This is a genomic window from Streptomyces sp. NPDC043746, from assembly GCF_056436485.1.
The window spans coordinates 42774-65175 of record NZ_JBWKCM010000004.1 but is presented as its reverse complement, the minus strand read 5'-3'; the positions used below and the strand labels follow the sequence as shown (position 1 = coordinate 65175).

The following is a 22402-nucleotide window of genomic DNA, read 5'->3' as shown; positions in this document are numbered from 1 at the left end:
TCACCGAGGGGGTGGGTGACGGCGTCGGCGTCGGCGTCGGCGTCGGCGGGGGTGGTGCGGGTGGTGGCGGGGGCGCGGGCACGGGTGCGGGCACGGGCGCGGCCTTCGGTACGGGGGGCGGGGGAGGAGGTGGCGGCGGTGGGGGTGGTGGCGCCGGTTCCGGGGGTGGCGGAGGCGGGGGAGGAGGTGGCGGCGGCTCCGGGGAGGGTGGCGGCTCCGGAGAGGGCGGTGGAGGCGGGGGCGGCGGCGGAGGGGGCGGCGGGGGCGGAGGCGGAGGGGGTGGGGGTTCCGGCGTGGTGACCACGCAGCCCCTGCCGCCCGCCACCGCGACCGCCGTACTGCCGTCCCCCTGCCCGACGATGGCCACCGCGCAGCTGTCGGCGTGCGCCGACGGCGGTACGGCGACCAGCCAGACGAGTGCGGCGGCTGTCGAGAGCCGCCCGATGCGGGATCCGTACACGACCGGGAGCATGATCCATGCCGCGCGGAGACACGCGCGACTCCGCGACCGATTCGCCTGATGGTGGGACAATCCGCCGTTCATGTTTGCATCGGGTTGACGGCCCGGCGTCCGCCCGGCCGCCGACCCCTGCCGTGCGACGGTCGAACTCTTCCCGCACCGCGTTGAACGCGACCCCCGCGACGCCCCGTACCTAGGGACGTGGACGGCGCGGCTTCGCGCCGCATCGGAGCGCACAACAAGACGACGTACTACGGGAGTCGACATGAATACCTGGCGCAACGCCTCGCTCGCGGTCACCGCGGCGGCCCTGTTGACGCTGACGACGGCGTGCGGTCAGGAGCAGGGCACGGCCTCTCCCAACGGCCAGGCGGTGGGCAACGCGGCCCCGGCGCAGCAGCCGGCCGAGAGCGGCTACGGCTCGTCCGGCGGCGGTTACGGCTCCGGGGCGGATGTCTCGGCACCGAAGGCGGCGGGTCGACTCGGCGTGCAGGACAGTCAGAAGCTGGGGAAGGTCCTCACCGACAGCGAGGGGTTCACGCTCTACCGCTTCGACAAGGACACCGCGAAGCCGCCGAAGTCGAACTGTGACGGCGACTGCGAGAAGGCCTGGCCGGTGGTGCCCGCGGGCGGCGCCACCGCCGCTGCCGGCACCGACGCCGACCTGCTCGGCGAGGTCGTCCGGACCGACGGTTCCAGGCAACTCACCGTCGACGGCTGGCCGATGTACCGGTACGCGAAGGACACCGCACCCGGCCAGACCAACGGCCAGGGTGTCGGGGGCACCTGGTTCGCCTCCGCCCCCGACGGGAAGAAGGCGGCGGCGAACGCCGACAGCACGTCCGGTGCCGAACCGGCCGACGCGGCGGGGCTTTCGGTCCGCAAGGACCCCGAACTCGGTGACATCGTCGTGGACAAGCGCGGTATGACGGTGTACCGCTTCACGAAGGACTCCGCATGGCCGATGAAGACGGCCTGTACCGGAGAGTGCCTCAAGAAGTGGCCGGTAGTCGCCCCTGTGTCCAAGAACTCGGTGGAAGGCGTGACCAAGAAGGGATTCGTCACCTTCGACCGACCCGACGGCATCAAGCAGCAGACCATCGACTGCTGGCCGCTCTATACGTTCGCCGGGGACGAGAAGCCCGGTGACGTGAACGGGCAGGGAGTCGGCGGCACCTGGTTCGCGGTCTCGCCGGACTCCGGCCTGGTCGGCGCGGAGTAACCGCCCAGCAGCCCCCAAGTAGCCCCGAACCGCCGGGAATCGGCGAGTGACATGTCGGTCCGTCGCTGCATGTGTACGCGCAGCGACGGACCGGCCGTTGTTGCCACCGGAGTGTGACCAATAACGGATCCCTAATTTCCGTTTCCACTCGCTCTCCTGGCGGCCGATCAGTAGCCTCTGGTCAACACTGACCATGAACATGGCCGGATCGCCGTGGCGAACTTGTTGGAGACATCGATGGAGCGTCCCGCCTGGGCACCGCAAGGCATAGATATCTCGGTGCCGAGCGTGTCCCGCATGTACGACTTCTATCTGGGCGGATCGCACAATTTCGAAGTGGACCGGGAAGCCGCGCGGAAGGCCATGGAGTTCCTCCCGGGCCTTCCCAAGATCATGCAGGCCAATCGGGCCTTCATGCGCCGGGCCGTGCGGTACGCCGTCGACCAGGGCATCGACCAGTTCCTGGACATCGGCTCCGGCATCCCGACCTTCGGCAACGTCCACGAGGTCGCCCAGGCCGCCCACCCCGGCGCCAAGGTGGGTTACGTCGACCACGACCCGGTCGCCGTCGCGCACAGCCAGGCGGTGCTGGAGGGCAACGACCGCGCCGTCATCGCCGCCGCCGACCTGCGTAGGCCCAAGGAGATCCTCGCCCACCCGGAGATCACCGGACTCCTCGACCTGGAGCGGCCGGTGGCGCTGCTGCTGGTGGCGGTGCTCCACTTCATCGAGGACGCCGACGACCCGTACGGCGCCGTCGCCGAACTGCGCGAGGCCCTGGTCCCCGGCAGCCTGGTCATCCTGACCCACGCCGCGTACGACGGGATCCCGCTCTCCCGTGAGGAGGCGGACGGCACGGTCGGCGTCTACCGGAACATCCGCAACCCGCTCATCATGCGCACGCACGAGGAGATCGCCGGGTTCTTCGAGGGGTACGAGATGGTCGACCCCGGCCTGGTGTCGATGCCCGAATGGCGGCCGGAGACCCCGCAGTCCCCGGAGCAGGAGGACCCGTACGCCTTCTCGGGCTTCGGCGGGGTTGGGCGTAAGGCGTGAGCATTCCCGCCCAGCCCTCCGACGAGCAGGACGCGGAACCCGACGGTCCCGAGGGCCGGCTCCGGAGATTCGCCACGATCTGGAGCCGGGCCATCTTCCCTCTGACGGCCACCTCCCTGACCCGTCCCGAGTTCGAGGGGCACCTGCTGCCGCTGGCCCGTGAACTCAGCCTCGCCCTGCACGCCCACCCGTTCGACGCCTCGCCCGCCGCCCGGATCGGCGCGGCCCTGGTCGACGCGCACTGCACCGACCCGGACGCCCTCAGCTCCACACTCGGCGTCGTCGACTCCTACCTCGTGCTCTACTGCGGCGGCAGCGGCCCCGGTGAACTCTCCACCGAGGACGCCCGCGCCCGGTGCGCCCGGATCCAGCACACCCTGGCCGCCGGCTTCTCCCAGGCCCTGCGCGAGCGGACCCTGGCCGAGCAGGAGGCCATCGCCCGCTCGGCGCTCACCGCCCGCTCGGACGCCGAACAGGCCCTGCACACCACCGAGGCCCGCTTCCGCGCGGTCTTCGAGGACGCCGCCGTCGGCATCGGTATCGCGGACCTGGACGGCAACGTCCTGGAGGTCAACGACACCCTCACCAAGATGTTCGGCGGCCTGGAGCACCACGTCCGCAGCCACAAGGTGAACGAGTGGGTCCACCCCGAGGACTCACCGCAGGTGTGGAAGTACTACAACGAGCTGGTACGGGGGGAGCGCGACAACTACCGGGTCGAGAAGGCGTACTACCGCAACGACGGCACGGTTCTGTGGACCAACCTCACCGTCTCCCTGCTGCGCGACGCCGAGGGCCGCCCGCAGTACCAGCTGGCGCTGATGGAGGACACCACCGAGCGGCGCCTGCTCAACCTGCGGCTGCGGTACGAGGCCACGCACGACGCGCTCACCGGACTGCCCAACCGGACGCTCTTCTTCGAGCGGTTGGAGAAGGTCCTCGCCGCCAAGGACGGAGCCCGCTTCGGCCTCTGCTACCTGGACCTCGACGGCTTCAAGGCCATCAACGACAGCCTGGGCCACGCGGCCGGCGACCGGCTTCTGGTGGAGGTCGCGGACCGGCTGCAGAGCTGCGCGACCGCGCCCGGCGAGATGGTGGCCCGGCTGGGCGGCGACGAGTTCGTGGCCCTGACCACGGACACGCGCAGTGCCGACGCGGTGGACGAGCTGGCCGCCCGCATCCTCAACGTGCTCGCCACCCCGATCCGGCTGGACGGCCGGGAGCTGACCGTCCGGGGCTCGATCGGCGTCGTCGAGGGCCCCTCCGGGGTGCGCGGCGCGGCGGAGGTGCTGCGCAGCGCCGACATCACCATGTACCGGGCCAAGGCGGCGGGTGGCAACCGCTTCGAGCTGGCCGACGCGGAGGCCGACGCCCGGGCCATCACCCGCCACGGGCTGACCACCGCCCTGCCCGCCGCGCTGGACCGGGGCGAGTTCTTCATCGAGTACCAGCCGCTCGTCCACCTGGGCGACGGGACCGTGCACGGCGCCGAGGCGCTCGTACGGTGGTGCCATCCGCAGCACGGGGTGCTCGGCCCCGACCGGTTCATCCCGCTGGCCGAGCACACCGGGCTCATCGTGCCGCTCGGCCGCTGGGTGCTGGAGGAGTCCGTCCGGCAGGCCAACTTCTGGCAGGAGCGGCACAGCGACGGCGGCCCGCTGCGGATCAACGTCAACCTCTCACCGACCCAGTTGCACCACCCCCGGCTGGTGGCCGAGACCGTGGACGTCCTGGAACGCTCCGGTCTGGAGCCGAGCGCGCTCTGCCTGGAGGTGACCGAGTCCGCCCTGATCGGTGCCGACGACGATCTCCTCAAGCCGCTGCGGCAGCTCGCGGAGATGGGCGTCGACATCGCGCTCGACGACTTCGGCACCGGCTACTCGAACCTGGCCAACCTGCGGCGGCTGCCGGTGAGCGTCCTCAAACTGGACCGCTCCTTCACCCGGGGCATGCAGCAGCACCCGGCCGATCCGGTCGACCTGAAGATCGTCGAGGGCATCGTCTCGCTGGCCCACAGCCTGGAGCTGGCCGTCACTGTGGAGGGCGTGGAGACGGGGGCCCAGGCCGAGCAGCTGCGCCGACTGGGCTGCGACACGGCCCAGGGCTGGTACTACGCCCGCCCCGGTGCTCCGGACCGCATCCACGCGCTGCTCCTCGCCGACGCGGTGTGACCGGCGAGCGCGGCCCGTCCGCCGCGCTCTCCGGCCCCCGTCTCCGGCCCCCGTCCGCCGTGCTCGCCGACCCCCGTCTCCGGCCCGTGTGCCGGGCTCCGCGCTCGCCGGCCCCCCGACTCCGGTGTGCCGGGCCCCTGCTCATCCCGTCTCCGGCCCGTGCTCCAACAGCATCCGCTGAAGCTCCCGGGCCGCCCGGGGCGGGGCCACGTCGCTGCGGTGCGCGAGGGCGATCGTGCGCCGCAGCCCCGGCCCGGCCAGCGGGGTCCTCCGCAGGTCGTGGCCCGCCCGGCCCGCGGCCATGCTCGGCACCACGGCGATACCGAGCCCCGCCCGCACGAAACCGAGCACCGCGTCCATCTCCCCGCCCTCCACCGTGAACGAGGGCTCGAACCCCTCCGCCCGGCAGGCGGCGAGCGTCAGCTCCCGCAGGTTGTAGCCGTGACGGAACATCACCAGCGGTGCCCCTTCGAGATCCGCGATCCGCACCCGGCCGCCCCGCCCCGGCGCCGGCCCGGCGGCGGACGACACCACCACCAGGTCCTCCCGCAGCAGCTCCACCGTGGTCAGCGCGGGCGAGGCGGCCGGCAGCGGCAGCACCACCAGCGCCAGATCGAGTGCCCCGCGCGCCAGCTGCCGTACGAGGTCGTGCGAACCGCCCTCCTCCAGCAGCAGCCGCACCCCGGGATGGCGGTCGTGGAAGGCGCGCAGCACATCGGGCAGCAGCCCCGTGCAGAGGCTCGGCGTCGCACCCAGCCGCACCCGGCCGCTGCGCAGCTGCACCAGCTCCTGCACCTCATGGCGGGCGGTCTCCGCGTCCGCGAGGATCCGCCGGGCCAGCGGCAGCAGCGCCTCGCCCGCGTCGGTGAGGGTGATGTTGCCCCGGGCCCGGCTGAACAGCTCGGCGCCCAGCTCGCTCTCCAACGCCCTGATCTGCTGGGAGAGCGAGGGCTGCGACACATGCACCGCCTCGGCGGCCCGGGTGAAGTGCCGGGCCTCGGCCACGGCCACGAAATAGGTCAACTGCTGGAAGTGCACACCCCCGACGCTACCGCCTTCGATAGAGAGAGGCTATGGAGATGAGCCAGGCCATGTCTTGGACTGATCAGTGGCTCCACCCCTACCGTCGTGTTCATGGCATTGGCAACGCGGACGGACCGACGGCCGTCGATGACGCGTACGCTCTGGGACTCGACCGTCGGCAAGAAGACGATCATGGCCGCGACCGGTCTGGTCATGCTCGGTTACCTCGTCGTCCACATGGTGGGCAACCTGAAGATCTTCTTCGGACCCGGCACGTTCGACGGGTACGCCCACTGGCTGCGCACCCTGGGCGAACCGGTACTCCACTACGAGTGGGCGCTGTGGATCGTCCGTGTGGTGCTCGTCGCCGCCGTCGTGCTGCACGGCGTCTGCGCATACCAGCTCAGCCGCCGCGACATCCGTGCCCGCCCGGCCAGGTACGCCCACAAGCGGCCCGGCGCCAGCTACGCCACCCGGACCATGCGCTGGGGCGGCGTCATCCTCGCGCTCTTCATCGTCTGGCACGTCCTCGACCTGACCACCGGCACCGTCCACACCAGCTTCGAGGCCGGACACCCGTACCAGAACGTCGTGGAAACCTTCTCCACCTGGTACGGCAACCTCATCTACATCGTCGCGGTGCTCGCCATGGGCCTCCACGTCCGGCACGGATTCTGGAGCGCCGCGCAGACGCTCGGCGTCGGCAGCGCGACCCGCGACCGCATCCTGAAGACCCTCGCAGGCGTCCTCGCGGCGGTGCTGACCCTGGGCTTCGTCTCCGTACCCGTCGCCGTCATGACCGGAGTGGTGAGCTGACATGCCCGACTACACCGACTACGCCACCGGCGAGCCCCTCGTCGACACCAAGGCACCCGAGGGGCCCGTCGCGGAGCGCTGGGACACCCGCCGCTTCCAAGCCAGACTCGTGAACCCCGCCAACCGGCGCAAACACACGGTCATCGTCGTCGGCACCGGCCTGGCCGGCGGATCGGCCGGCGCCACCCTGGCCGAACAGGGCTACCACGTCGTCCAGTTCTGCTTCCAGGACTCGCCCCGCCGCGCCCACTCGGTCGCCGCCCAGGGTGGGATCAACGCCGCGAAGAACTACCGCAACGACGGTGACTCCATCCGCCGGCTCTTCTACGACACCGTCAAGGGCGGCGACTTCCGAGCCCGCGAGTCCAACGTCCACCGGCTCGCCCAGATCTCGGTGGAGATCATCGACCAGTGCGTCGCCCAGGGCGTCCCCTTCGCCCGCGAGTACGGCGGCCTCCTCGACAACCGCTCCTTCGGGGGTGTCCAGGTCTCCCGTACGTTCTACGCGCGCGGCCAGACCGGGCAGCAGCTCCTCCTCGGCGCCTACCAGGCGCTCTCCCGGCAGATCGCCGCGGGCGGTGTCGAACTCCACGCCCGTACCGAGATGCTGGACCTCATCGTGGTCGACGGCAAGGCACGCGGGATCGTCGCCCGCGACCTCGTCACCGGGAAGATCGACACCTACTTCGCCGACGCGGTCGTCCTGGCCACCGGTGGCTACGGCAACGTCTTCTACCTGTCCACCAACGCCATGAACTCCAACGCCACCGCCATCTGGCGGGCCCACCGGCGCGGCGCCTACATGGCCAACCCCTGCTTCACCCAGATCCACCCCACCTGCATCCCGCGCACCGGCGACCACCAGTCCAAGCTCACCCTGATGAGCGAGTCGCTCCGCAACGACGGCCGCATCTGGGTCCCCCGGGCCAAGGGCGACACCCGCCCTGCCAACCAGATCCCCGAGGACGAGCGCGACTACTACCTGGAGCGCATCTACCCCTCCTTCGGCAACCTGGTGCCCCGCGACATCGCCTCCCGCGCCGCCAAGAACGTCTGCGACGAAGGGCGCGGAGTGGGCCCCGGCGGGCAGGGGGTCTATCTGGACTTCGCGGAGGCCATCGGGAGGATGGGCCGGAAGGCGGTCGAGGCGAAGTACGGCAACCTCTTCGACATGTACCAGCGGATCACCGACGAGGACCCCTACACGGTCCCGATGCGCATCTACCCCGCCGTGCACTACACGATGGGCGGCCTCTGGGTCGACTACGACCTCCAGACCACCATCCCCGGCCTCTTCGCCATCGGTGAGGCCAACTTCTCCGACCACGGGGCCAACCGGCTCGGCGCCTCCGCGCTGATGCAGGGCCTCGCGGACGGGTACTTCGTCCTGCCGTCCACGATCAACGACTACCTCGCCCGCAACCCGCACACCGAGAAGGTCGACGACGGACACCCCGCCGTGGCCGAGGCGGTGGCGGAGACCGAGGACCGGCTCAACCTGCTGCTCTCCGTCGACGGCGACCGCACCCCCGACTCCTTCCACCGCGAGATCGGTGAACTCATGTGGGAGTACTGCGGGATGGCCCGCACCGAGGACGGACTGCGCAAGGCGCTCGCCCGGATCCCCGAGATCCGCGAGGAGTTCTGGCGCCGCATCAAGGTCCCCGGCACCGGCGAGCAGTTCAACCAGTCGCTGGAGAAGGCGAACCGCATCGTCGACTACCTGGAGCTGGCCGAGCTGATGTGCCTCGACGCCCTGCACCGCGCCGAGTCCTGCGGCGGCCACTTCCGCGCGGAGTCCCAGACCCCGGACGGCGAGGCCGAGCGGCGCGACGAGGAGTTCTCGTACGCCGCCGCCTGGGAGTTCACCGTCACCGGCGGCGCCCCCGTCCTGCACAAGGAAGACCTCGTCTTCAGTGACGTCCACCCCACTCAGCGGAGCTACGCATGAAGCTCACCCTGCGCGTCTGGCGCCAGCCGAACGCCGAGACGCCCGGCGCCATGGCCACCTACGAAGTCGACGACATCTCGGCCGACATGTCCTTCCTGGAGATGCTCGACACCCTCAACGAGGAGCTCATCCTCGCCGGGGACGAGCCGGTGGCCTTCGACCACGACTGCCGCGAGGGCATCTGCGGGGCGTGCAGCCTCGTCATCAACGGCGACGCCCACGGCCCCGAGCGCACCACCACCTGCCAACTCCACATGCGGTCCTTCTCCGACGGCGACACGATCGACATCGAGCCGTGGCGCGCCGCCGCCTTCCCGGTCGTCAAGGACCTGGTCGTGGACCGCTCCTCCTTCGACCGGATCATCCAGTCCGGCGGCTACATCTCCGCCCCGACCGGCACGGCCCCGGACGCTCACGCCACGCCGGTGCCCAAGCCGGACGCCGACTTCGCCTTCGAGCACGCCGAGTGCATCGGCTGCGGAGCCTGCGTGGCCGCCTGCCCCAACGGCTCGGCGATGCTGTTCACCTCGGCCAAGGTCAACCACCTGAACGTCCTGCCGCAGGGCGCCCCGGAGCGCGAGACCCGGGTGCTGGACATGGTGGCCCAGATGGACGAGGAGGGGTTCGGCGGCTGCACGCTGACCGGCGAGTGCGCCACCGCCTGCCCGAAGGGCATCCCGCTCCCGTCGATCGCGGCCATGAACAAGGAGTGGCTGCGGGCGACACGCAAAGTCCGCCGCTGAGAAGTGAGGTGATCCCGTACGGCACCCGGGCCGGGGTCGTACGGGATCAACTGCCCAGCGCCTGCGCCAGATACGGTGCCGTGCGGCTGCCCGCCGCACGCGCCACCTCCCGGGGCGTCCCGGCCGCGACGACCCGCCCTCCCCGGTCGCCGCCTCCGGGCCCGAGGTCGATGACATGGTCCGCGCCCGCGACGACGGCCATGTCGTGCTCCACGACCACCACCGTGCTCCCCGCGTCGACGAGCCCGTGCAACTGCCGCATCAGCACCTCCACATCGGCCGGATGCAGACCGGTCGTGGGCTCGTCCAGCAGATACAGGGTGTGTCCGCGCCGGGTGCGCTGGAGCTCCGATGCCAGCTTGATCCGCTGCGCCTCGCCGCCGGACAGCTCGGTGGCGGGCTGCCCGAGCCGCAGATAGCCGAGCCCGACATCGAGCAGTGTGGCCAGGGCGCGCTCGGCGGCCGGGGTCCCGGCGAAGAACGAGGCGGCCGACTCCACGGTCAGATCAAGAACGTGAGCGATCGTCAGCCCGCGCAGGGTGACCTCCAGGGTCTCCGGGTTGTAGCGGGCGCCGTGGCAGTCTGGGCAGGGGGCGTACGTGCTCGGCAGGAAGAGCAGTTCGACCGAGACGAACCCCTCGCCCTGGCAGGTCTCGCACCGCCCGCCGCGTACGTTGAACGAGAACCGCCCCGCCGTGTAACCGCGTTCACGTGCCGTCCCGGTCTGCGCGAACAGCTTCCGTACGGTGTCGAAGAGCCCGGTGTACGTGGCCAGGTTGGACCGGGGCGTCCGTCCGATCGGCTTCTGGTCCACCTGGATGAGCCGGTCCACCGTCTCCAGCCCGGTGACGGCGGTGCAGAACCGCTCGCCCGCCCCGGTGGCCTCCTCGCCCGCCTGCCGGTCGGCCAGTACCCCGGCGAGTACCTGGCCGACGAGGGTCGACTTGCCCGAGCCCGAAACGCCGGTCACCGCCGTGAAGACCCCGAGCGGGAAGGCCGCGTCGACCCCGCGCACATTGTGGCGCTCGACCCCGGTGAGCCGGATCCACCCGGTCGGCGTGCGCGGCTCCCGTAGCGGCGCGGGGTCCCGGTCGAACAGGAACCGCCGCGTCGCGGACTCCGGCACCCCGGCCAGCCCCTCCGGCGGCCCGCTGTGCAGCACCCGCCCGCCGTGCTCCCCGGCCAGCGGGCCCACGTCCACCAGCCAGTCCGCCCGCCGCACCACATCCATCTGGTGCTCCACGACGAAGACCGAGTTCCCGGCCGCCTTGAGCCGGTCGAGCACCCCGAGCAGGGACTCCGTGTCGGCGGGGTGCAGCCCGGCCGACGGCTCGTCCAGGACGTAGACGACACCGAAGAGCCCGGAGCGCAACTGCGTGGCCAGCCGCAGCCGTTGCAGCTCACCGGAGGAGAGGGTGGGGGCGGTGCGGTCCAGACTCAGATAGCCGAGCCCGAGTTCGGTCACCGTCCCGATCCGGGCCAGCAGATCGGCGGTCAGCACGTGGGCCGTCTCCTGCGCGCCCGCAGGCTCGGCCCCCGCCCCGGCGTGTGCCCCGGCCAGCACCTCCGCCAGCTCCGCCAGGGGCAGGGCGGCCAGCTCCGCGACGGTCCGCCCGCCGAAGGTCACCGCCAGCGCCTCCGGCCGGAGCCTGCTCCCGCCGCAGACCGGGCACGGCACGCTGGTCAGGAAGCGCTCGGCCTTCTCCCGCAGGGTGCGGCTCCTGGTGTCGGCGAAGGTGTGCAGCACATAGCGCCGGGCGCTCATGTACGTTCCCTGGTAGGGGCGTTGGATGCGGCCTGCCTCGCGCACCGGATGCACCGTCACCACCGGCCGCTCGTCGGTGAAGAGGATCCACTCCCGGTCCGCCGGGTCCAGCTCGCGCCACGGCCGGTCGATGTCGTACCCGAGGCTGTCGAGCACATCCCGCAGGTTCTTCCCCTGCCAGGCCCCCGGCCACGCGGCGATCGCCCCCTCCCGGATCGACAGCGAGGGGTCGGGGACCAGCAGTCCCTCGTCCGTACGGTGGATGCGCCCCAGCCCATGGCACTCGGGGCAGGCCCCGGCCGCCGTGTTGGGGGAGAAGGCGTCGGAGTCCAGCCGCTCGGCCCCCGGCGGATACTCCCCGGCCCGGGAGAACAGCATCCGCAACGAGTTGGAGAGTGTGGTCACCGTCCCCACCGACGACCGGGCCCCGGGGGCGGAGCGCCGCTGCTCCAGCGATACGGCGGGCGGCAGTCCGGTGATCTCCCCGACGGCTGGTGCGCCCACCTGGTGGATGAGCCGGCGGGCGTAGGGGGCGACGGACTCGAAGTAGCGGCGCTGGGCCTCGGCGTAGATCGTGCCGAACGCCAGCGACGACTTGCCGGACCCGGAGACCCCGGTGAAGACCGTCAGGGTGTCGCGCGGGATGTCGACGTTCACGTCCTGGAGGTTGTGCTCGCGCGCGCCGCGCACCCGGACGTACGGATCGTGGGGGGAGTGCATGGGGGCGGGGCTCCGTAGGCGAGGGGGCGGTGTCGGGGTGGACAAACGGTTCGATTCTAGGCGCGGGCGGTTGTGCGGGCCGGTCGGCCACCTGGGCGCAGGGCGAACCAGGCCGGTACGGCGAGGGCCGCCGTGCCCGCCGCCACCAGGAGCGCACCGGTCAGGGACCGGTCCGCCAGGGGCCCGGCGACGGCGGCACCCACGGCGAACCCGGTGATCTTCAGGCTGGCGCCCGTCGTGAAGACCTGGGTGCGCAACCCCTGTGGCGCCTCCCGGTGACGTACCGCGAACAGGGCGGTGAGCTGGGGCCCCTCGGCCAGTCCCACGACGGCCACCGCCACGACGAGCGCCACCGGCCCTCCCGCGGCGGCCAGGCAGAGGGCGGCGGCCTGGAGCAGCGGGGCGGCCCACAGGACCGTGTCGGGGGCGACCGTGTGCGGGTACCGGGCGAGGACGGCGTTGGCCAGGAGCGCGGAGAGCGCCGCGCAGGAGAGCAGCGCCGCACCGAAACCGGCTCCACCCACGGCCTGTTCGCCCAGCAGGGGGAGGCAGGCGATCATCATGCCCTGGGCCGCGCAGGAGAGCACCGAGGTGAGTGTGGCCCGGGCGAGGGACCGGCTCCCGGCGATGGCCCGGACGCCCGTGGCGACGACGCCGGTCGACGGCGCGGCCCGTGACATCGCAGTCCGCCCGGAGAGCGACGCCCGAGCCGGTCCGGAAGCCGGGGGCAGACGCCAGGCCGCGGGCGCGGTCGCCGCGATGAGCACCGCCGAGACCACCACGGCCGTCGGCGCCCCCACCGCCTCGGCCACACCGCCCGCGAGGGCCGGACCGGCGAGGCCCGCCACGCCGAAGGTCATGGCGTCGAGCGCGTTCGCCCGGGGCAGCCGGCCGGCCGGGACGGTCCGGGGCAGTTGGGCCGTCCAGCCGCCCGAGAGCGCGGGCCCCAGCAGCCCGGTCACCACCGCGACCAGAAGGGTGACGGCGGCCGGCGCTCGGCCGAGCCCGCCGAGGACGACCGCCAGGCCCGTCGCGTACAGGACGAGCGCCCCGGCCAGCAGGCGGCCCGGCCGGGCCGAACGGTCGAGCAGCGCCCCGAGCACCGGCCCGCCGATCCCGGCGGAGACGGTGACGGCCGCGAGCAGCGAGGACGCCTCCGTGGCCGAGCCGGTGAGGGCGAGCGCGGCCAGCAGGAGCGCGGGCCCCGCCATGTCGTCCCCGGTACGGGCCACGAGCGCGCCCACCAGGTAGGAGCGGGGAGAGGAGTGACGGTCTGCCATGGGCGGGACGGTACGGAGGTAACGTAAAACTCCACAATATGCGTTACATTCGGCGGATGCCCTCCACCGCCGACGACTGGTCCACCCGGCACTCCGTGCTGACCAACGCCCGCCGCGCCGCTGCCCTGGTGAACGCCCTCACCGACGACGATCCGGACCCCGGCGAGGTCGCCGAGGTCCTGTACGCCTACGGGGAGAGCGGCACCATCGATCTCACCCCGCGGGACCTCGCGGAGATGCGCACGGCCGCCGCGCGACTGCGCGAGGTTTTCGCCGCCACCGACGCCGACGGCGCGGCCACCGCCCTCAATCGCCTCCTGCGCGAGCACACCGGCCCGCTGCGGCTGACCTCCCACGAGGGCGACAGCCCCTGGCACCCCCACATCGACCGCGACGACGACGCGCCCTGGGGCGCCTGGCTGCTGGCCTCGTCCTGCCTGGCGCTGACCGTGCTGGTCTGGGACCGTCAGCGTCCGCCCGGGCGGATCTGCGCCTCACCGAGCTGCCCCGACGTCTTCGTCAACCAGGGCAGCGGCCCGGACCGCCGCTACTGCTCACGCCGGTGCGCCACCCGCGAACGCGTCGCGGCCCACCGGCGGCAGCAGGCGGAAGCGGCCCCGCGCTAGCCCGGCGCACACGCAGCTCAGCGCCCGTACGCGCTCAGCGCCGCAGCTTCGCGATCCCGGCCAGCCGCCGCAGCGAATCCACCAGCGCCTCACGGTCGTACGAACTCGTCGTCACGAGCACCTCGTCCGCCCCGGTCTCCTCGATCGCCCGCTCCAGCTGCTCGGTGACCTGGTCCTCCGTGCCATGGATGTGGCCGTCGAGCCCGCGTTCGTACAGCTCCCGCTCCTTCGCCGCCATCGTGCGGAGCTCGATCTCCTCGGCGGGGGCCAGCGGGGGGAAGCTGCCGTGGGTGCGGGCGTACGCCATGGCCCAGGCCTCCGGGACCAGCAGGCGCCGGGCCGACTCCGCCGACTCCGCGACGGCGACCGTGCCGGAGACGATCACCTCGGGGCGCTCCGCGCGGGCCGAGGGGCGGAAGTCCCTGCGGTACACCTCGACGGCACGGAGCACCTTCTCCCGGCCGCGCAGATCGCCGATGACGAGCGGGAGCCCGGCGGCGGCTGCCACCGCCGCGCCCTCGCCGATCGCCAGGACGTAGGCGGGGATGCGCAGGCCCTCCGCCGGGCGGGCGTGCACCTGGGGGTGGGTCTGCTGGGTGCCGTCGATCCAGCCGAGCAGTTCGGCGAGGCGGCCGGGGAAGTCCTCCGCGTCCTCCTTGCCGTGGCCGAGCGCCCGGCGTACGCCGTCGGTGAACCCCACCGAGCGGCCCAGCCCCATGTCGATCCGGCCGGGGAAGAGGGAGGCGAGCACCCCGAACTGCTCGGCCACGACCAGCGGCTGGTGGTTGGGGAGCATCACCCCGCCGGTACCCACCCGGATGGCGGAGGTCGCGGCGGCGACGGCGGCGGCCAGGACGGTCGGGGCCGACCCGGCGACGCCCGGCACGCTGTGGTGCTCGGAGACCCAGAAGCGGTGGTAGCCGAGGGACTCCACCTCCCGCGCCAGCGCCACGGTGTCGCGCAGCGCCCGCGGGCCGTCGTGGCCCTCGCGGGTGCGGGAGCGGTCCAGGAACGAGAAGCGGGTGGAGGAGATCAGAGAGCTCACACCCTGTGCAACGCTCCCACGCGGCGGGGATTCCCGCAGCCGGAGCGGCGGCCGGAGCGGTCAGGGTGTGGCGCAGGGTGCCGGTGCCCGGACGTCTTCGGTACGCGGCCTGCGCCGGGCCTCCCTAAGCTGGCCGGATGAACGAAGACGCCCGGCCGCTGGCCGTGTTCGACCTCGACGGCACACTCGCCGACACGGCCCACCGGCAGCACTTCCTACAGGGCCCGAAGCGCGACTGGGCCGCCTTCTTCGCCGCAGCCCCGGCCGATCCGCCGCTGGCGGAAGGAGTGGCGCTCGTGCTCGCGAGCGCCGAGGAGTGCGAGATCGTCTATCTGACCGGGCGGCCCGAGCGCTGCCGGCGGGACACCGTGGCGTGGCTGGGCCGTCAGGGGCTGCCCGAAGGGCAGCTGTTCATGCGGCGCGACGACGACCGGCGCCCGGCCCGCCGGACGAAGCTGGACATCCTGCGGCGGCTGGGGCGGTCGCGTGAGGTGCGCATGCTGGTCGACGACGACGAGCTGGTCTGCGATGCGGCCGAAGTGGCCGGATTCCCTGTGGTGCGGGCCCGCTGGTTCGACGCGTCGCAGGCGCTGAAGGATGCCCAGGAACGGGACGGGCGGACCTGATCCGAGGGGCGGCCGAGCGGGTGGTCAGGGGTTCTCGTCGAGACGGAAGCCCACCTTCAAGCCGACTTGGTAGTGCGCGATTCGGCCATCCTCGATATGGCCGCGAACTTGGTTAATCTCGAACCAGTCGAGATTGTGCAACGTTTCCGCGGCTCTTGCGATGCCGTTCCGGATCGCCGCGTCGACGCCCTCCTCGGAGGTTCCTACGATCTCGGTGACCCGATAAGTGTGATTGGACATGGTTTGTCTCCTCTCTGCTGACCACGGTGCCTCAATCCCGGGTCTCGCGCGAGGGGACGACCGGTGGCGAACCGGCACGAGCACGCGCCTTGACCTGCCGAATGGTCCATACCAAAATTCAGCCAAACACCCGTGCGAGCGTCGCCCGCAATCCCCCACACCGGGTCCTGATTTCGTCGTGCCGTTTCGCAGAAGGTGACCACGTGAAGAACCGCATACTCGTCGGAGCCGTCGCGCTCGTCTCGTCCGTCACGCTCAGCGGATGTGGGTACTTCTCCGGTTCGGGTGGCGGAGACCGTACGGTGACGGTCTGGCTGATGAAGGACAGCGTCTCGCAGGGATTCCTCGAGAAGTTCACCGCCTCGTACGAGAAGGAGAATCCCTCCGTCAAGCTGGAGTTCAAGATCCAGGAGTGGAGCGGTATCGGCCCCAAGGTCCTGGCCGCCCTGGAGAGCGACGACGCCCCGGACGTGATCGAGGTCGGAAACACGCAGGTGGCGCAGTACGCGGAGAGCGGCAACCTGCGCGACCTCACCCTGGAGTCGATGCGTGACCTGGGCAGCGAGGACTGGCTGCCCGGCCTCGCCCAGCCCGGCCAGATCAGCGGGGTCCAGTACGGCATCCCCTGGTACGCGGCCAACCGTGTGGTGATCTACAACAAGGACATCTTCAAGGCCGCGGGCATCGACGACGCCCCCAAGACCCGCGCCGAGTGGATCGAGGACACCGAGAAGCTCAACACCCAGGGCAACCAGGGCATTTATCTGGCGGGTCAGAACTGGTACGTGCTGGCCGGATTCATCTGGGACGAGGGCGGCGAACTCGCGGAGGGCGGCGGCGGTGACTGGCGGGGCACGTTGGACACCCCCGAGGCGCTCGCCGGAATGAACTTCTACAAGGAACTCCAGGCGCTCGGGGACGGACCCATGGACTCCGACGAGGAGAAGCCCCCGCAGAACGACGTATTCGCCAAGGGGAACGTCGCCCAGATCATCTCGCTCCCCGGAAGCGCCGCGCTCATCGAGCAGCAGAACCCCGAACTCAAGGGAAAGCTCGGCTACTTCCCCATTCCCGGCAAGTCCGCCAAGGCGCCGGGCTCCGTCTTCACCGGCGGCTCGGACCTCATCGTGCCGAAGAAGGCCGACCAGCGCAGCGCCGGTATCGCCGTCGTCAAGGCGCTGGCGAGCGAGAAGTGGCAGACCGAGCTGGCCCGGACCATGAGCTACGTCCCCAACAAGCCCAGCCTGGCCCATGTCGTCGAGGGCGAGGAGGGCACCGCCGCCATGGCCGAGGGGGCGAGCCAGGGCCGTGCCACCCCGAACTCCTCGCAGTGGGCCAAGGTCGAGGCGGAGAACCCGATCAAGCCGTACATGACGGCGGTCCTCACGGGCGCCGACCCGGCGCGCGAAGCGAAGAAGGCGTCGGAGCGCATCACGGCCATGCTCGCCGGCAGCTGACCGGGGCCGCCGGACCAGCCGGGCGAGTATCGGGCGGAGTGCCGGCGGGTGCCGTCCGGCGCCCCCAGCGCCCGGGCGGGCAGGTCCGCGACAGGTCCGGCTCCCTGGTACGGAGCCCCCGTCGGGCCCAGTCCGTCCAGCCCGCGTCCCCCGGGATTCAGCCGTCGCACATCCCCGCGCTCCACAGCGGTCACGTCGAATCCAGTCGGTGACGGAAGAAGTAAGGGGCCGGGCCTTCGCCGCTCGCGAAGCCCCGGCAGCCGACCTCGCTGATCCGTCCCCGGAGACTGCCATGACCGTGCTGCCCACCGCCCCGCCCACCCGGCCCGTCCCCCCGGCCCCGGCCCCCGTCGCCCCCCGATCCCCGGAACCGGCCGCCTACCGGGTCTCCCTCGCCACCGGCCAGGAGGACGTGCGCGCCGCCCAGCGCCTGCGCCACCAGGTCTTCGCCGGTGAGCTGGGCGCCCGCCTCGAAGGGCCCGAACCCGGCCTCGACAGCGACGCGTTCGACGCGTACTGCGACCACCTCCTGGTCCGCGAGACCGCCACGGACGAGGTCGTCGCCACCTACCGCCTCCTCCCGCCCGACCGCGCCCGGATAGCCGGCCGGCTCTACGCGGAGAGCGAGTTCGACCTCAGCCGCCTCGCCCCCATCCGCGACGACCTCGTCGAAGTCGGCCGCTCCTGCGTCCACCCCGCCCACCGCGACGGCGCCGTCATCGCCCTCGTCTGGGCCGGACTCGCCCGCTACATGCAGCGCTCCGGCCACACCTGGCTCGCCGGGTGCTGCTCCCTCCCGCTGGCCGACGGCGGCACCCTCGCCGCCCGCAGCTGGAACACCGTACGCACCGCGCACCTCGCCCCAGAGGAGCACTGGGTCACCCCGCACCGCCTCTGGGACGCCTCCACGCACCCCGACGCGGGCACCGGCTCCCGGGCGGACCTGCCCCCGCTGCTCCGCGGCTACCTGCGGCTCGGCGCCTGGGTCTGCGGAGCACCGGCGTACGACCCCGAGTTCAACGTGGCGGACCTCTACGTCCTGCTCTCGCTGCGCCGGACCGACCCGCGCTACCTCCGCCACTTCCTCTCCCTCGTACCGCAGGCATGAGCGCCCCCCGTCCGGCGGGCACTAGCGCCTGGCTGCCCGTCGCCCCCTGCACCCCGGCATCCTGCGCCCGGCACACCGGAGCGGTCCGGGGCCCGCTGAGGGCCGCGCTGCGGCTGGCCGGCGGCTGCGCGTGGGCGCTGCTGGGGGTGGTCTGCGCCGCGCCGGTCCGGCTGCTGCCGGAGAGCCCGCGGATCCGGCTGCTGCGGTACTGGGCGCGGGGCATACCGCGGGCCTTCGGCGTACGGGTGACGGTCCGCGTGCATCCGTGCGAACCGGGCACCGGCGGCGAACTGGTCGTCGCCAACCACATCTCCTGGCTCGACATCCCGCTCGTCGCCGCCGTGCTGCCCGGGCGGATGCTCGCCAAGACCGAGGTCCGCGACTGGCCGCTGCTCGGCCGGCTCGCCGGGTTCGGCCGCACGCTCTTCATCGACCGGGACCGGCTGCGCGCGCTGCCCCGGGCGGTGGGTACGGTCACCACCGCCCTGCGCTCCGGAGCCCGGGTCGTGGTCTTCCCCGAGGGCAGCACCTGGTGCGGCCGGGGGAGGGGCGGTACGTTCCGGCCGGCCGTGTTCCAGGCGGCCATCGACGCGGGGGCCTCCGTACGACCGGTCCGCATCAGGTACGGCACCGCGGGCGCGGTCGCGTTCGTCGGGGACGACCCGCTCACCGCCTCCCTCTGGCGGGTGGTACGGGCGGCCGGGCTGACCGCCGAGGTCCGCGTCCTCGCCCCCATCCCGGCACGCGCCTACGCCGCCGTCTCCGCGCACGGGGAGCCCGGCCGCCGTGAACTGGCCCGTGCCGCCCGGGCCGCCGTCCTCGGCAGCGACCGTACGGCGCCGCGGCGGACAGCGGCGACGGCCAGGGGAGCGGCCAAGGCATCGGCCCCGGCCGAGCCGCCCGACCAGGCCAGGGCCGATGCGCCCGCCCCCACCGCCCTGCCCGTAGCCGTACCGGCTCCGGCAGCCGCGACCACCGTCCGGCGGTCGGCCGCTCAGACCGCCGTGGCCAGCGACAGGGCGAACCGCCCCGCGGCGTCCGTCCACCACTGAGCGAGCCGGAGCCCGGCCGCGGCCAGCTCCTCGCGCACGTCCTCCTGGCGGAACTTGGCCGACACCTCCGTACGCACCTCCTCACCGGCCTCGAACGGCACCACCAGATCCAGCTCCCGGATCTTCACGTTCAGCGTCCGGCGGGCCCGCAGCCGCATCTCGATCCAGCGCTGCTCCGGGTTCCACGCGGCGACATGGTCGAAGGCGTCGAGCGGGAAGTCGGCGCCCAGCTCCCGGTTGACCACGCTCAGCACGTTCTTGTTGAAGGCCGCCGTCACACCCGCCGCGTCGTCGTACGCGGCGACCAGCGTCTCCTCGTCCTTGACCAGGTCCGTGCCGAGGAGCAGGGCGTCGCCGGGGGAGAGCAGCGAGCGGACCGAGTGCAGGAAACCCGCCCGCTCCTCGGGGAGCAGGTTGCCGATCGTCCCGCCCAGAAAGGCGACGAGCCGGGGCCCCGGGGTGCCGGGCAGGGCGAGGCCGCCGGTGAAGTCCGCGATCAGGGCGTGGACCGACAGCCCGGGGTGGTCGACGAGCAGCGACTCGGCCGCCCCGGTGAGCGCGCTCTCGCTCACGTCGACCGGAACGTAACTCTCCAGCCCGGTCAGGGCCTCCAGCAGATGGCGGGTCTTCTCCGAGGAGCCCGAGCCCAGCTCGATGACCGTCCGGGCCCCCGAGACGGCGGCGATCTCCTGGGCGCGCTCCTCCAGGATCTCCCGTTCGGCGCGGGTCGGGTAGTACTCGGGCAGCCGGGTGATCTCCTCGAACAGTTCGCTGCCGCGCGCGTCGTAGAACCACTTGGGCGGCAGCGTCTTGGGGCGGCGGGTCAGCCCGCTGAGGACGTCGGCGCGCAGTGCCGCGTCCGTGGCGTCCTCCGGCAGGGTGCGGGTCAGCAGGAATGGGCTCACGCTGCGGGCTCCTTGAGCGGTGTGGGGGTGACGTCTGCGGAGGTCGCGACCAGCAGGGTGCGGTCGGGTACCTCGCGCCAGCGGGGATCGTCGTCGTAGGGCTCCGAGGCCACGGCCGTCGAGCGGCCCGGGTCGTGGAGGTGCCAGAGGGTGTCGCCCCAGGCGGTGGCCACGACGACGGTGCCGTCCGTGACCAGCAGGTTGAGCCGGGCGCCGGGTGCCGCCTCCGCGACCTCCCGGACGGTCTCAGCGACCGCGCCCGGCAGATCGTCACCGGCGGCCACGCGGTGCAGGACCAGCGCCCAGACCAGGGCGGAGTCGTTGCGGGCGGCCAGTGACAGCAGCTCCCGCGCGGGCAGCGAGGCGGCCGGCCCCGCGAGCGATCCGGGCCAGCCCGACACCGCGCCGTTGTGGCTGAACAGCAGCTGCCCGGAAGCGTATGGCGCGGCCGCGGCCTCCCCGTCCGCACCCGGCTCGGTGGCATCCCGTACGGCGGCGAGCAGTGCGGTGGTCCGCACCACCCGGGCCAGATCGGTGAAGGTCTCGTCGTGCCAGATCGGCCCCTGACGGCGGTAGCGGCCGGGGACCGGGTCGCCGTCCGCGTACCAGCCGACGCCGAAGCCGTCCGCGTTGACCGTCCCGTACCGCTGGCGGCGCGGTGCCCAGGACTGGCGCACCAGGGAGTGCGGGGGCGTGGAGAGTACGGCACCGAGGGCCACCGGAGCGCCCACATAGGCGATATGGCGGCACATCAGGCGTCCCTCGCGGTGCGGAACCCGGAGAAGATCTGCCGCCGCACGGGCAGGTCCCAGTTGCGGAACGTGCCCCGGCAGGCGACCTGGTCCACGGCGAACGAGCCGCCGCGAAGCACCTTGTGTCCCGGCCCGAAGAACACCTCCGAGTACTCCTGGTAGGGGAAGGCCGCGAAACCGGGGTAGGGCAGGAAGTCGCTCGACGTCCACTCCCACACATCGCCGATCAGCTGCCCCGCACCGGACGGCGCCCGGCCCGCCGGGTACGCGCCGGCGCGCGCCGGACGCAGATGGCGCTGGCCCAGATTGGCCTGCTCGGGCGTCGGGTCCGTGTCGCCCCAGGGGTAGCGGAGCGAACGCCCGGTGGCGGGGTCGTGCCGGGCGGCCTTCTCCCACTCGGCCTCGGTGGGCAGCCGCCGCCCCGCCCAGCGGGCGTAGGCGTCCGCCTCGTACCAGCTGACGTGCAGCACCGGCTCGTCCTCCGGCACCGGCTCGGTCACGCCGAACCTGCGGCGCAGCCACTGCCCGCCGTCCCGGTGCCAGAACAGCGGCGCGGCCAGGCCGTCTTGACGGACCATGTCCCAGCCCTGAGGCGCCCACCAGCGGGGGTCGGTGTACCCGCCGTCCGCCATGAACCGCAGGTACGCCCCGCAGGTGACGGGGGCGGTGTCCAGATGGAAAGCCGCCACCTCCCGCCGGTGCGCGGGTCGTTCGTTGTCCAGCGCCCACGGCTCGGCTGAGGTCCCCATGGTGAACGGCCCTCCGGGGACGAGTACTTCGGCAGGCAGGAAGGCGGCGTCGGTGGGATCGGGCGGGGCCGGCGCGGTCAAGGCGACCGGCCCCGACCGGAGCTGATGGGTAATCAGCATGGTCTCGTCGTGCTGCTGTTCGTGCTGGGCGATCATTCCGAAGGCGAACCCGGCCCGCTCCAGTGGCCGCCCGCCGTCGTGCAGCGGGGCGGCCTGAAGGATGTCCAGGGCCCGGCCGCGTACGTCGGAGGCGTACGTCCGCGCCTCGGCGGGCGCCAGCAGGGGCAGCGAGGGCCGGACGGCGCGCGGGTGCTCGAAGGCGTCGTACAGCCCGTCGATCTCCGGGCGCAGCGCCTGACGCCCGCCCACCGCGCGCAGAAGCCACTGCTCCTCCTGGTTGCCGATGTGGGCCAGGTCCCACACGAGCGGAGACATCAAGGGGGAGTGCTGGGCGGTGAGTTCACCCTCGTCCACGCTGTCGGTCAGGGCGGTGGTGCGGGCCCTGGCGGTCAGCAGCGCGTCGAGGGCGCGCTGCCGGAGCGCCTCGGGATCGTGGCCACCGGGGGAGGGCGGGAAGCCGTCCAGGGCCGTGGCGGAGGAGGCGGTGGTGGAGGGGGTGCGGTCGTCGGTCATGC

Annotated in this window: 21 protein-coding genes; 13 read left to right on the top strand and 8 right to left on the bottom strand. The window is 72.5% G+C overall.

The window, feature by feature from the left end:
* The first annotated feature begins 15 nt into the window (after positions 1-15).
* From AC0682_RS05975 to AC0682_RS05955, 5 genes are all read left to right on the top strand, one after another.
* Positions 16-300, top strand: coding sequence for a hypothetical protein (locus AC0682_RS05975; protein WP_478531167.1), 285 nt, complete (start codon positions 16-18; stop codon positions 298-300).
* Entirely contained in the window at positions 297-521 is a 225-nt protein-coding gene (locus tag AC0682_RS05970; protein ID WP_478531166.1) for a hypothetical protein, read from the top strand. Before AC0682_RS05975 ends, AC0682_RS05970 begins: the two co-directional genes overlap by 4 nt.
* 204 nt (positions 522-725) lie before the next feature.
* Positions 726-1682, top strand: coding sequence for an SCO0930 family lipoprotein (locus tag AC0682_RS05965; protein ID WP_254811248.1), 957 nt, complete (start codon positions 726-728; stop codon positions 1680-1682).
* A gap of 237 nt (positions 1683-1919) precedes the next feature.
* Complete coding sequence (locus AC0682_RS05960; RefSeq protein ID WP_478531165.1) at positions 1920-2738, top strand: SAM-dependent methyltransferase; 819 nt, start codon at positions 1920-1922, stop codon at positions 2736-2738.
* Positions 2735-4909 carry a putative bifunctional diguanylate cyclase/phosphodiesterase gene (locus AC0682_RS05955; protein ID WP_478531164.1) on the top strand — a complete coding sequence of 725 codons (2175 nt, stop codon included), beginning with the start codon at positions 2735-2737 and terminating at the stop codon, positions 4907-4909. Before AC0682_RS05960 ends, AC0682_RS05955 begins: the two co-directional genes overlap by 4 nt.
* A gap of 141 nt (positions 4910-5050) precedes the next feature.
* Here the strand turns inward: AC0682_RS05955 and AC0682_RS05950 are convergent, their stop codons facing one another.
* Complete coding sequence (locus AC0682_RS05950) at positions 5051-5947, bottom strand: LysR family transcriptional regulator (protein ID WP_478531163.1); 897 nt, start codon at positions 5945-5947, stop codon at positions 5051-5053.
* A 132-nt stretch (positions 5948-6079) separates the two neighbouring features.
* On the opposite strand from AC0682_RS05950, the gene AC0682_RS05945 reads away from it, so the two are divergent.
* From AC0682_RS05945 to AC0682_RS05935, 3 genes are read left to right on the top strand one after another with little or no spacing between them, the layout of a single operon-like run.
* Complete coding sequence (locus AC0682_RS05945; protein WP_478531472.1) at positions 6080-6748, top strand: succinate dehydrogenase cytochrome b subunit; 669 nt, start codon at positions 6080-6082, stop codon at positions 6746-6748.
* Between the two features lies 1 nt (position 6749).
* Positions 6750-8699, top strand: coding sequence for a fumarate reductase/succinate dehydrogenase flavoprotein subunit (locus AC0682_RS05940; protein WP_478531162.1), 1950 nt, complete (start codon positions 6750-6752; stop codon positions 8697-8699).
* Positions 8696-9442, top strand: coding sequence for a succinate dehydrogenase/fumarate reductase iron-sulfur subunit (locus AC0682_RS05935; RefSeq protein WP_478531161.1), 747 nt, complete (start codon positions 8696-8698; stop codon positions 9440-9442). The genes AC0682_RS05940 and AC0682_RS05935 overlap by 4 nt, the downstream gene beginning before the upstream one ends.
* 46 nt (positions 9443-9488) lie before the next feature.
* Here the strand turns inward: AC0682_RS05935 and uvrA are convergent, their stop codons facing one another.
* Entirely contained in the window at positions 9489-11927 is a 2439-nt protein-coding gene (uvrA, locus tag AC0682_RS05930; protein ID WP_478531160.1) for an excinuclease ABC subunit UvrA, read from the bottom strand.
* A gap of 56 nt (positions 11928-11983) precedes the next feature.
* The gene (locus AC0682_RS05925) at positions 11984-13207 is read right to left on the bottom strand and encodes an MFS transporter (protein WP_478531159.1); all 1224 of its coding nucleotides are present in this window, start codon (positions 13205-13207) and stop codon (positions 11984-11986) included.
* Positions 13208-13263: 56 nt separating this feature from the next.
* Here AC0682_RS05925 and AC0682_RS05920 point away from each other — a divergent pair, with 56 nt between their 5' ends.
* Positions 13264-13833, top strand: a complete 570-nt coding sequence (locus AC0682_RS05920) for a CGNR zinc finger domain-containing protein (protein ID WP_478531158.1) — start codon at positions 13264-13266, stop codon at positions 13831-13833.
* 34 nt (positions 13834-13867) lie between these two features.
* Here AC0682_RS05920 and AC0682_RS05915 read toward each other — a convergent pair whose 3' ends face one another.
* Positions 13868-14869 (bottom strand): MsnO8 family LLM class oxidoreductase, encoded by a 1002-nt coding sequence (locus tag AC0682_RS05915; protein ID WP_478531471.1) that lies wholly within the window; start codon positions 14867-14869, stop codon positions 13868-13870.
* 146 nt (positions 14870-15015) lie between these two features.
* Between AC0682_RS05915 and AC0682_RS05910 the strand changes: the two genes are divergently transcribed.
* Positions 15016-15504, top strand: coding sequence for a phosphatase domain-containing protein (locus AC0682_RS05910; RefSeq protein WP_478531157.1), 489 nt, complete (start codon positions 15016-15018; stop codon positions 15502-15504).
* A gap of 24 nt (positions 15505-15528) precedes the next feature.
* On the opposite strand, the gene AC0682_RS05905 is transcribed toward AC0682_RS05910, so the two are convergent.
* Complete coding sequence (locus AC0682_RS05905) at positions 15529-15744, bottom strand: dodecin (protein ID WP_019766825.1); 216 nt, start codon at positions 15742-15744, stop codon at positions 15529-15531.
* Positions 15745-15947: 203 nt separating this feature from the next.
* Here AC0682_RS05905 and AC0682_RS05900 point away from each other — a divergent pair, with 203 nt between their 5' ends.
* The 3 genes from AC0682_RS05900 to AC0682_RS05890 all read left to right on the top strand — a co-directional run bounded on the left by AC0682_RS05900 (position 15948) and on the right by AC0682_RS05890 (position 19361).
* Positions 15948-17201 (top strand): extracellular solute-binding protein, encoded by a 1254-nt coding sequence (locus tag AC0682_RS05900; protein WP_478531156.1) that lies wholly within the window; start codon positions 15948-15950, stop codon positions 17199-17201.
* A 292-nt stretch (positions 17202-17493) separates the two neighbouring features.
* Entirely contained in the window at positions 17494-18309 is an 816-nt protein-coding gene (locus tag AC0682_RS05895) for a GNAT family N-acetyltransferase (protein WP_478531155.1), read from the top strand.
* On the top strand, positions 18306-19361 hold the full coding sequence (locus tag AC0682_RS05890) for a lysophospholipid acyltransferase family protein (RefSeq protein ID WP_478531154.1): 1056 nt from the start codon (positions 18306-18308) through the stop codon (positions 19359-19361). Before AC0682_RS05895 ends, AC0682_RS05890 begins: the two co-directional genes overlap by 4 nt.
* Here the strand turns inward: AC0682_RS05890 and egtD are convergent.
* Genes egtD through egtB form a run of 3 tightly spaced genes read right to left on the bottom strand, consistent with a single transcriptional unit; the run spans position 19304 to position 22400 of the window.
* A complete protein-coding gene (egtD, locus tag AC0682_RS05885) occupies positions 19304-20266 on the bottom strand; it encodes an L-histidine N(alpha)-methyltransferase (RefSeq protein ID WP_478531152.1) in 963 nt (320 codons plus the stop codon). The two genes, AC0682_RS05890 and egtD, sit on opposite strands and share 58 nt — an antisense overlap.
* Positions 20263-21018 (bottom strand): ergothioneine biosynthesis protein EgtC, encoded by a 756-nt coding sequence (gene egtC / locus AC0682_RS05880; protein ID WP_478531151.1) that lies wholly within the window; start codon positions 21016-21018, stop codon positions 20263-20265. The genes egtD and egtC overlap by 4 nt, the downstream gene beginning before the upstream one ends.
* Positions 21018-22400 carry an ergothioneine biosynthesis protein EgtB gene (egtB, locus tag AC0682_RS05875; RefSeq protein ID WP_478531150.1) on the bottom strand — a complete coding sequence of 461 codons (1383 nt, stop codon included), beginning with the start codon at positions 22398-22400 and terminating at the stop codon, positions 21018-21020. Before egtB ends, egtC begins: the two co-directional genes overlap by 1 nt.
* Between the last annotated feature and the right edge of the window lie 2 nt (positions 22401-22402).

What these genes read in the sequence shown, in the direction of transcription:
- AC0682_RS05945 (WP_478531472.1), top strand. Translation starts at nt 6,080, where the DNA reads ATGACGCGTACGCTCTGGGACTCGACCGTCGGCAAGAAGACGATCATG.
- AC0682_RS05935 (WP_478531161.1), top strand. Translation starts at nt 8,696, where the DNA reads ATGAAGCTCACCCTGCGCGTCTGGCGCCAGCCGAACGCCGAGACGCCC.
- egtB (WP_478531150.1), bottom strand. Translation starts at nt 22,400, where the DNA reads ATGACCGACGACCGCACCCCCTCCACCACCGCCTCCTCCGCCACGGCC.
- AC0682_RS05905 (WP_019766825.1), bottom strand. Translation starts at nt 15,744, where the DNA reads ATGTCCAATCACACTTATCGGGTCACCGAGATCGTAGGAACCTCCGAG.
- AC0682_RS05920 (WP_478531158.1), top strand. Translation starts at nt 13,264, where the DNA reads ATGCCCTCCACCGCCGACGACTGGTCCACCCGGCACTCCGTGCTGACC.
- AC0682_RS05965 (WP_254811248.1), top strand. Translation starts at nt 726, where the DNA reads ATGAATACCTGGCGCAACGCCTCGCTCGCGGTCACCGCGGCGGCCCTG.
- AC0682_RS05925 (WP_478531159.1), bottom strand. Translation starts at nt 13,207, where the DNA reads ATGGCAGACCGTCACTCCTCTCCCCGCTCCTACCTGGTGGGCGCGCTC.
- AC0682_RS05890 (WP_478531154.1), top strand. Translation starts at nt 18,306, where the DNA reads ATGAGCGCCCCCCGTCCGGCGGGCACTAGCGCCTGGCTGCCCGTCGCC.
- AC0682_RS05960 (WP_478531165.1), top strand. Translation starts at nt 1,920, where the DNA reads ATGGAGCGTCCCGCCTGGGCACCGCAAGGCATAGATATCTCGGTGCCG.
- AC0682_RS05895 (WP_478531155.1), top strand. Translation starts at nt 17,494, where the DNA reads ATGACCGTGCTGCCCACCGCCCCGCCCACCCGGCCCGTCCCCCCGGCC.
- AC0682_RS05940 (WP_478531162.1), top strand. Translation starts at nt 6,750, where the DNA reads ATGCCCGACTACACCGACTACGCCACCGGCGAGCCCCTCGTCGACACC.
- egtC (WP_478531151.1), bottom strand. Translation starts at nt 21,018, where the DNA reads ATGTGCCGCCATATCGCCTATGTGGGCGCTCCGGTGGCCCTCGGTGCC.
- AC0682_RS05910 (WP_478531157.1), top strand. Translation starts at nt 15,016, where the DNA reads ATGAACGAAGACGCCCGGCCGCTGGCCGTGTTCGACCTCGACGGCACA.
- uvrA (WP_478531160.1), bottom strand. Translation starts at nt 11,927, where the DNA reads ATGCACTCCCCCCACGATCCGTACGTCCGGGTGCGCGGCGCGCGCGAG.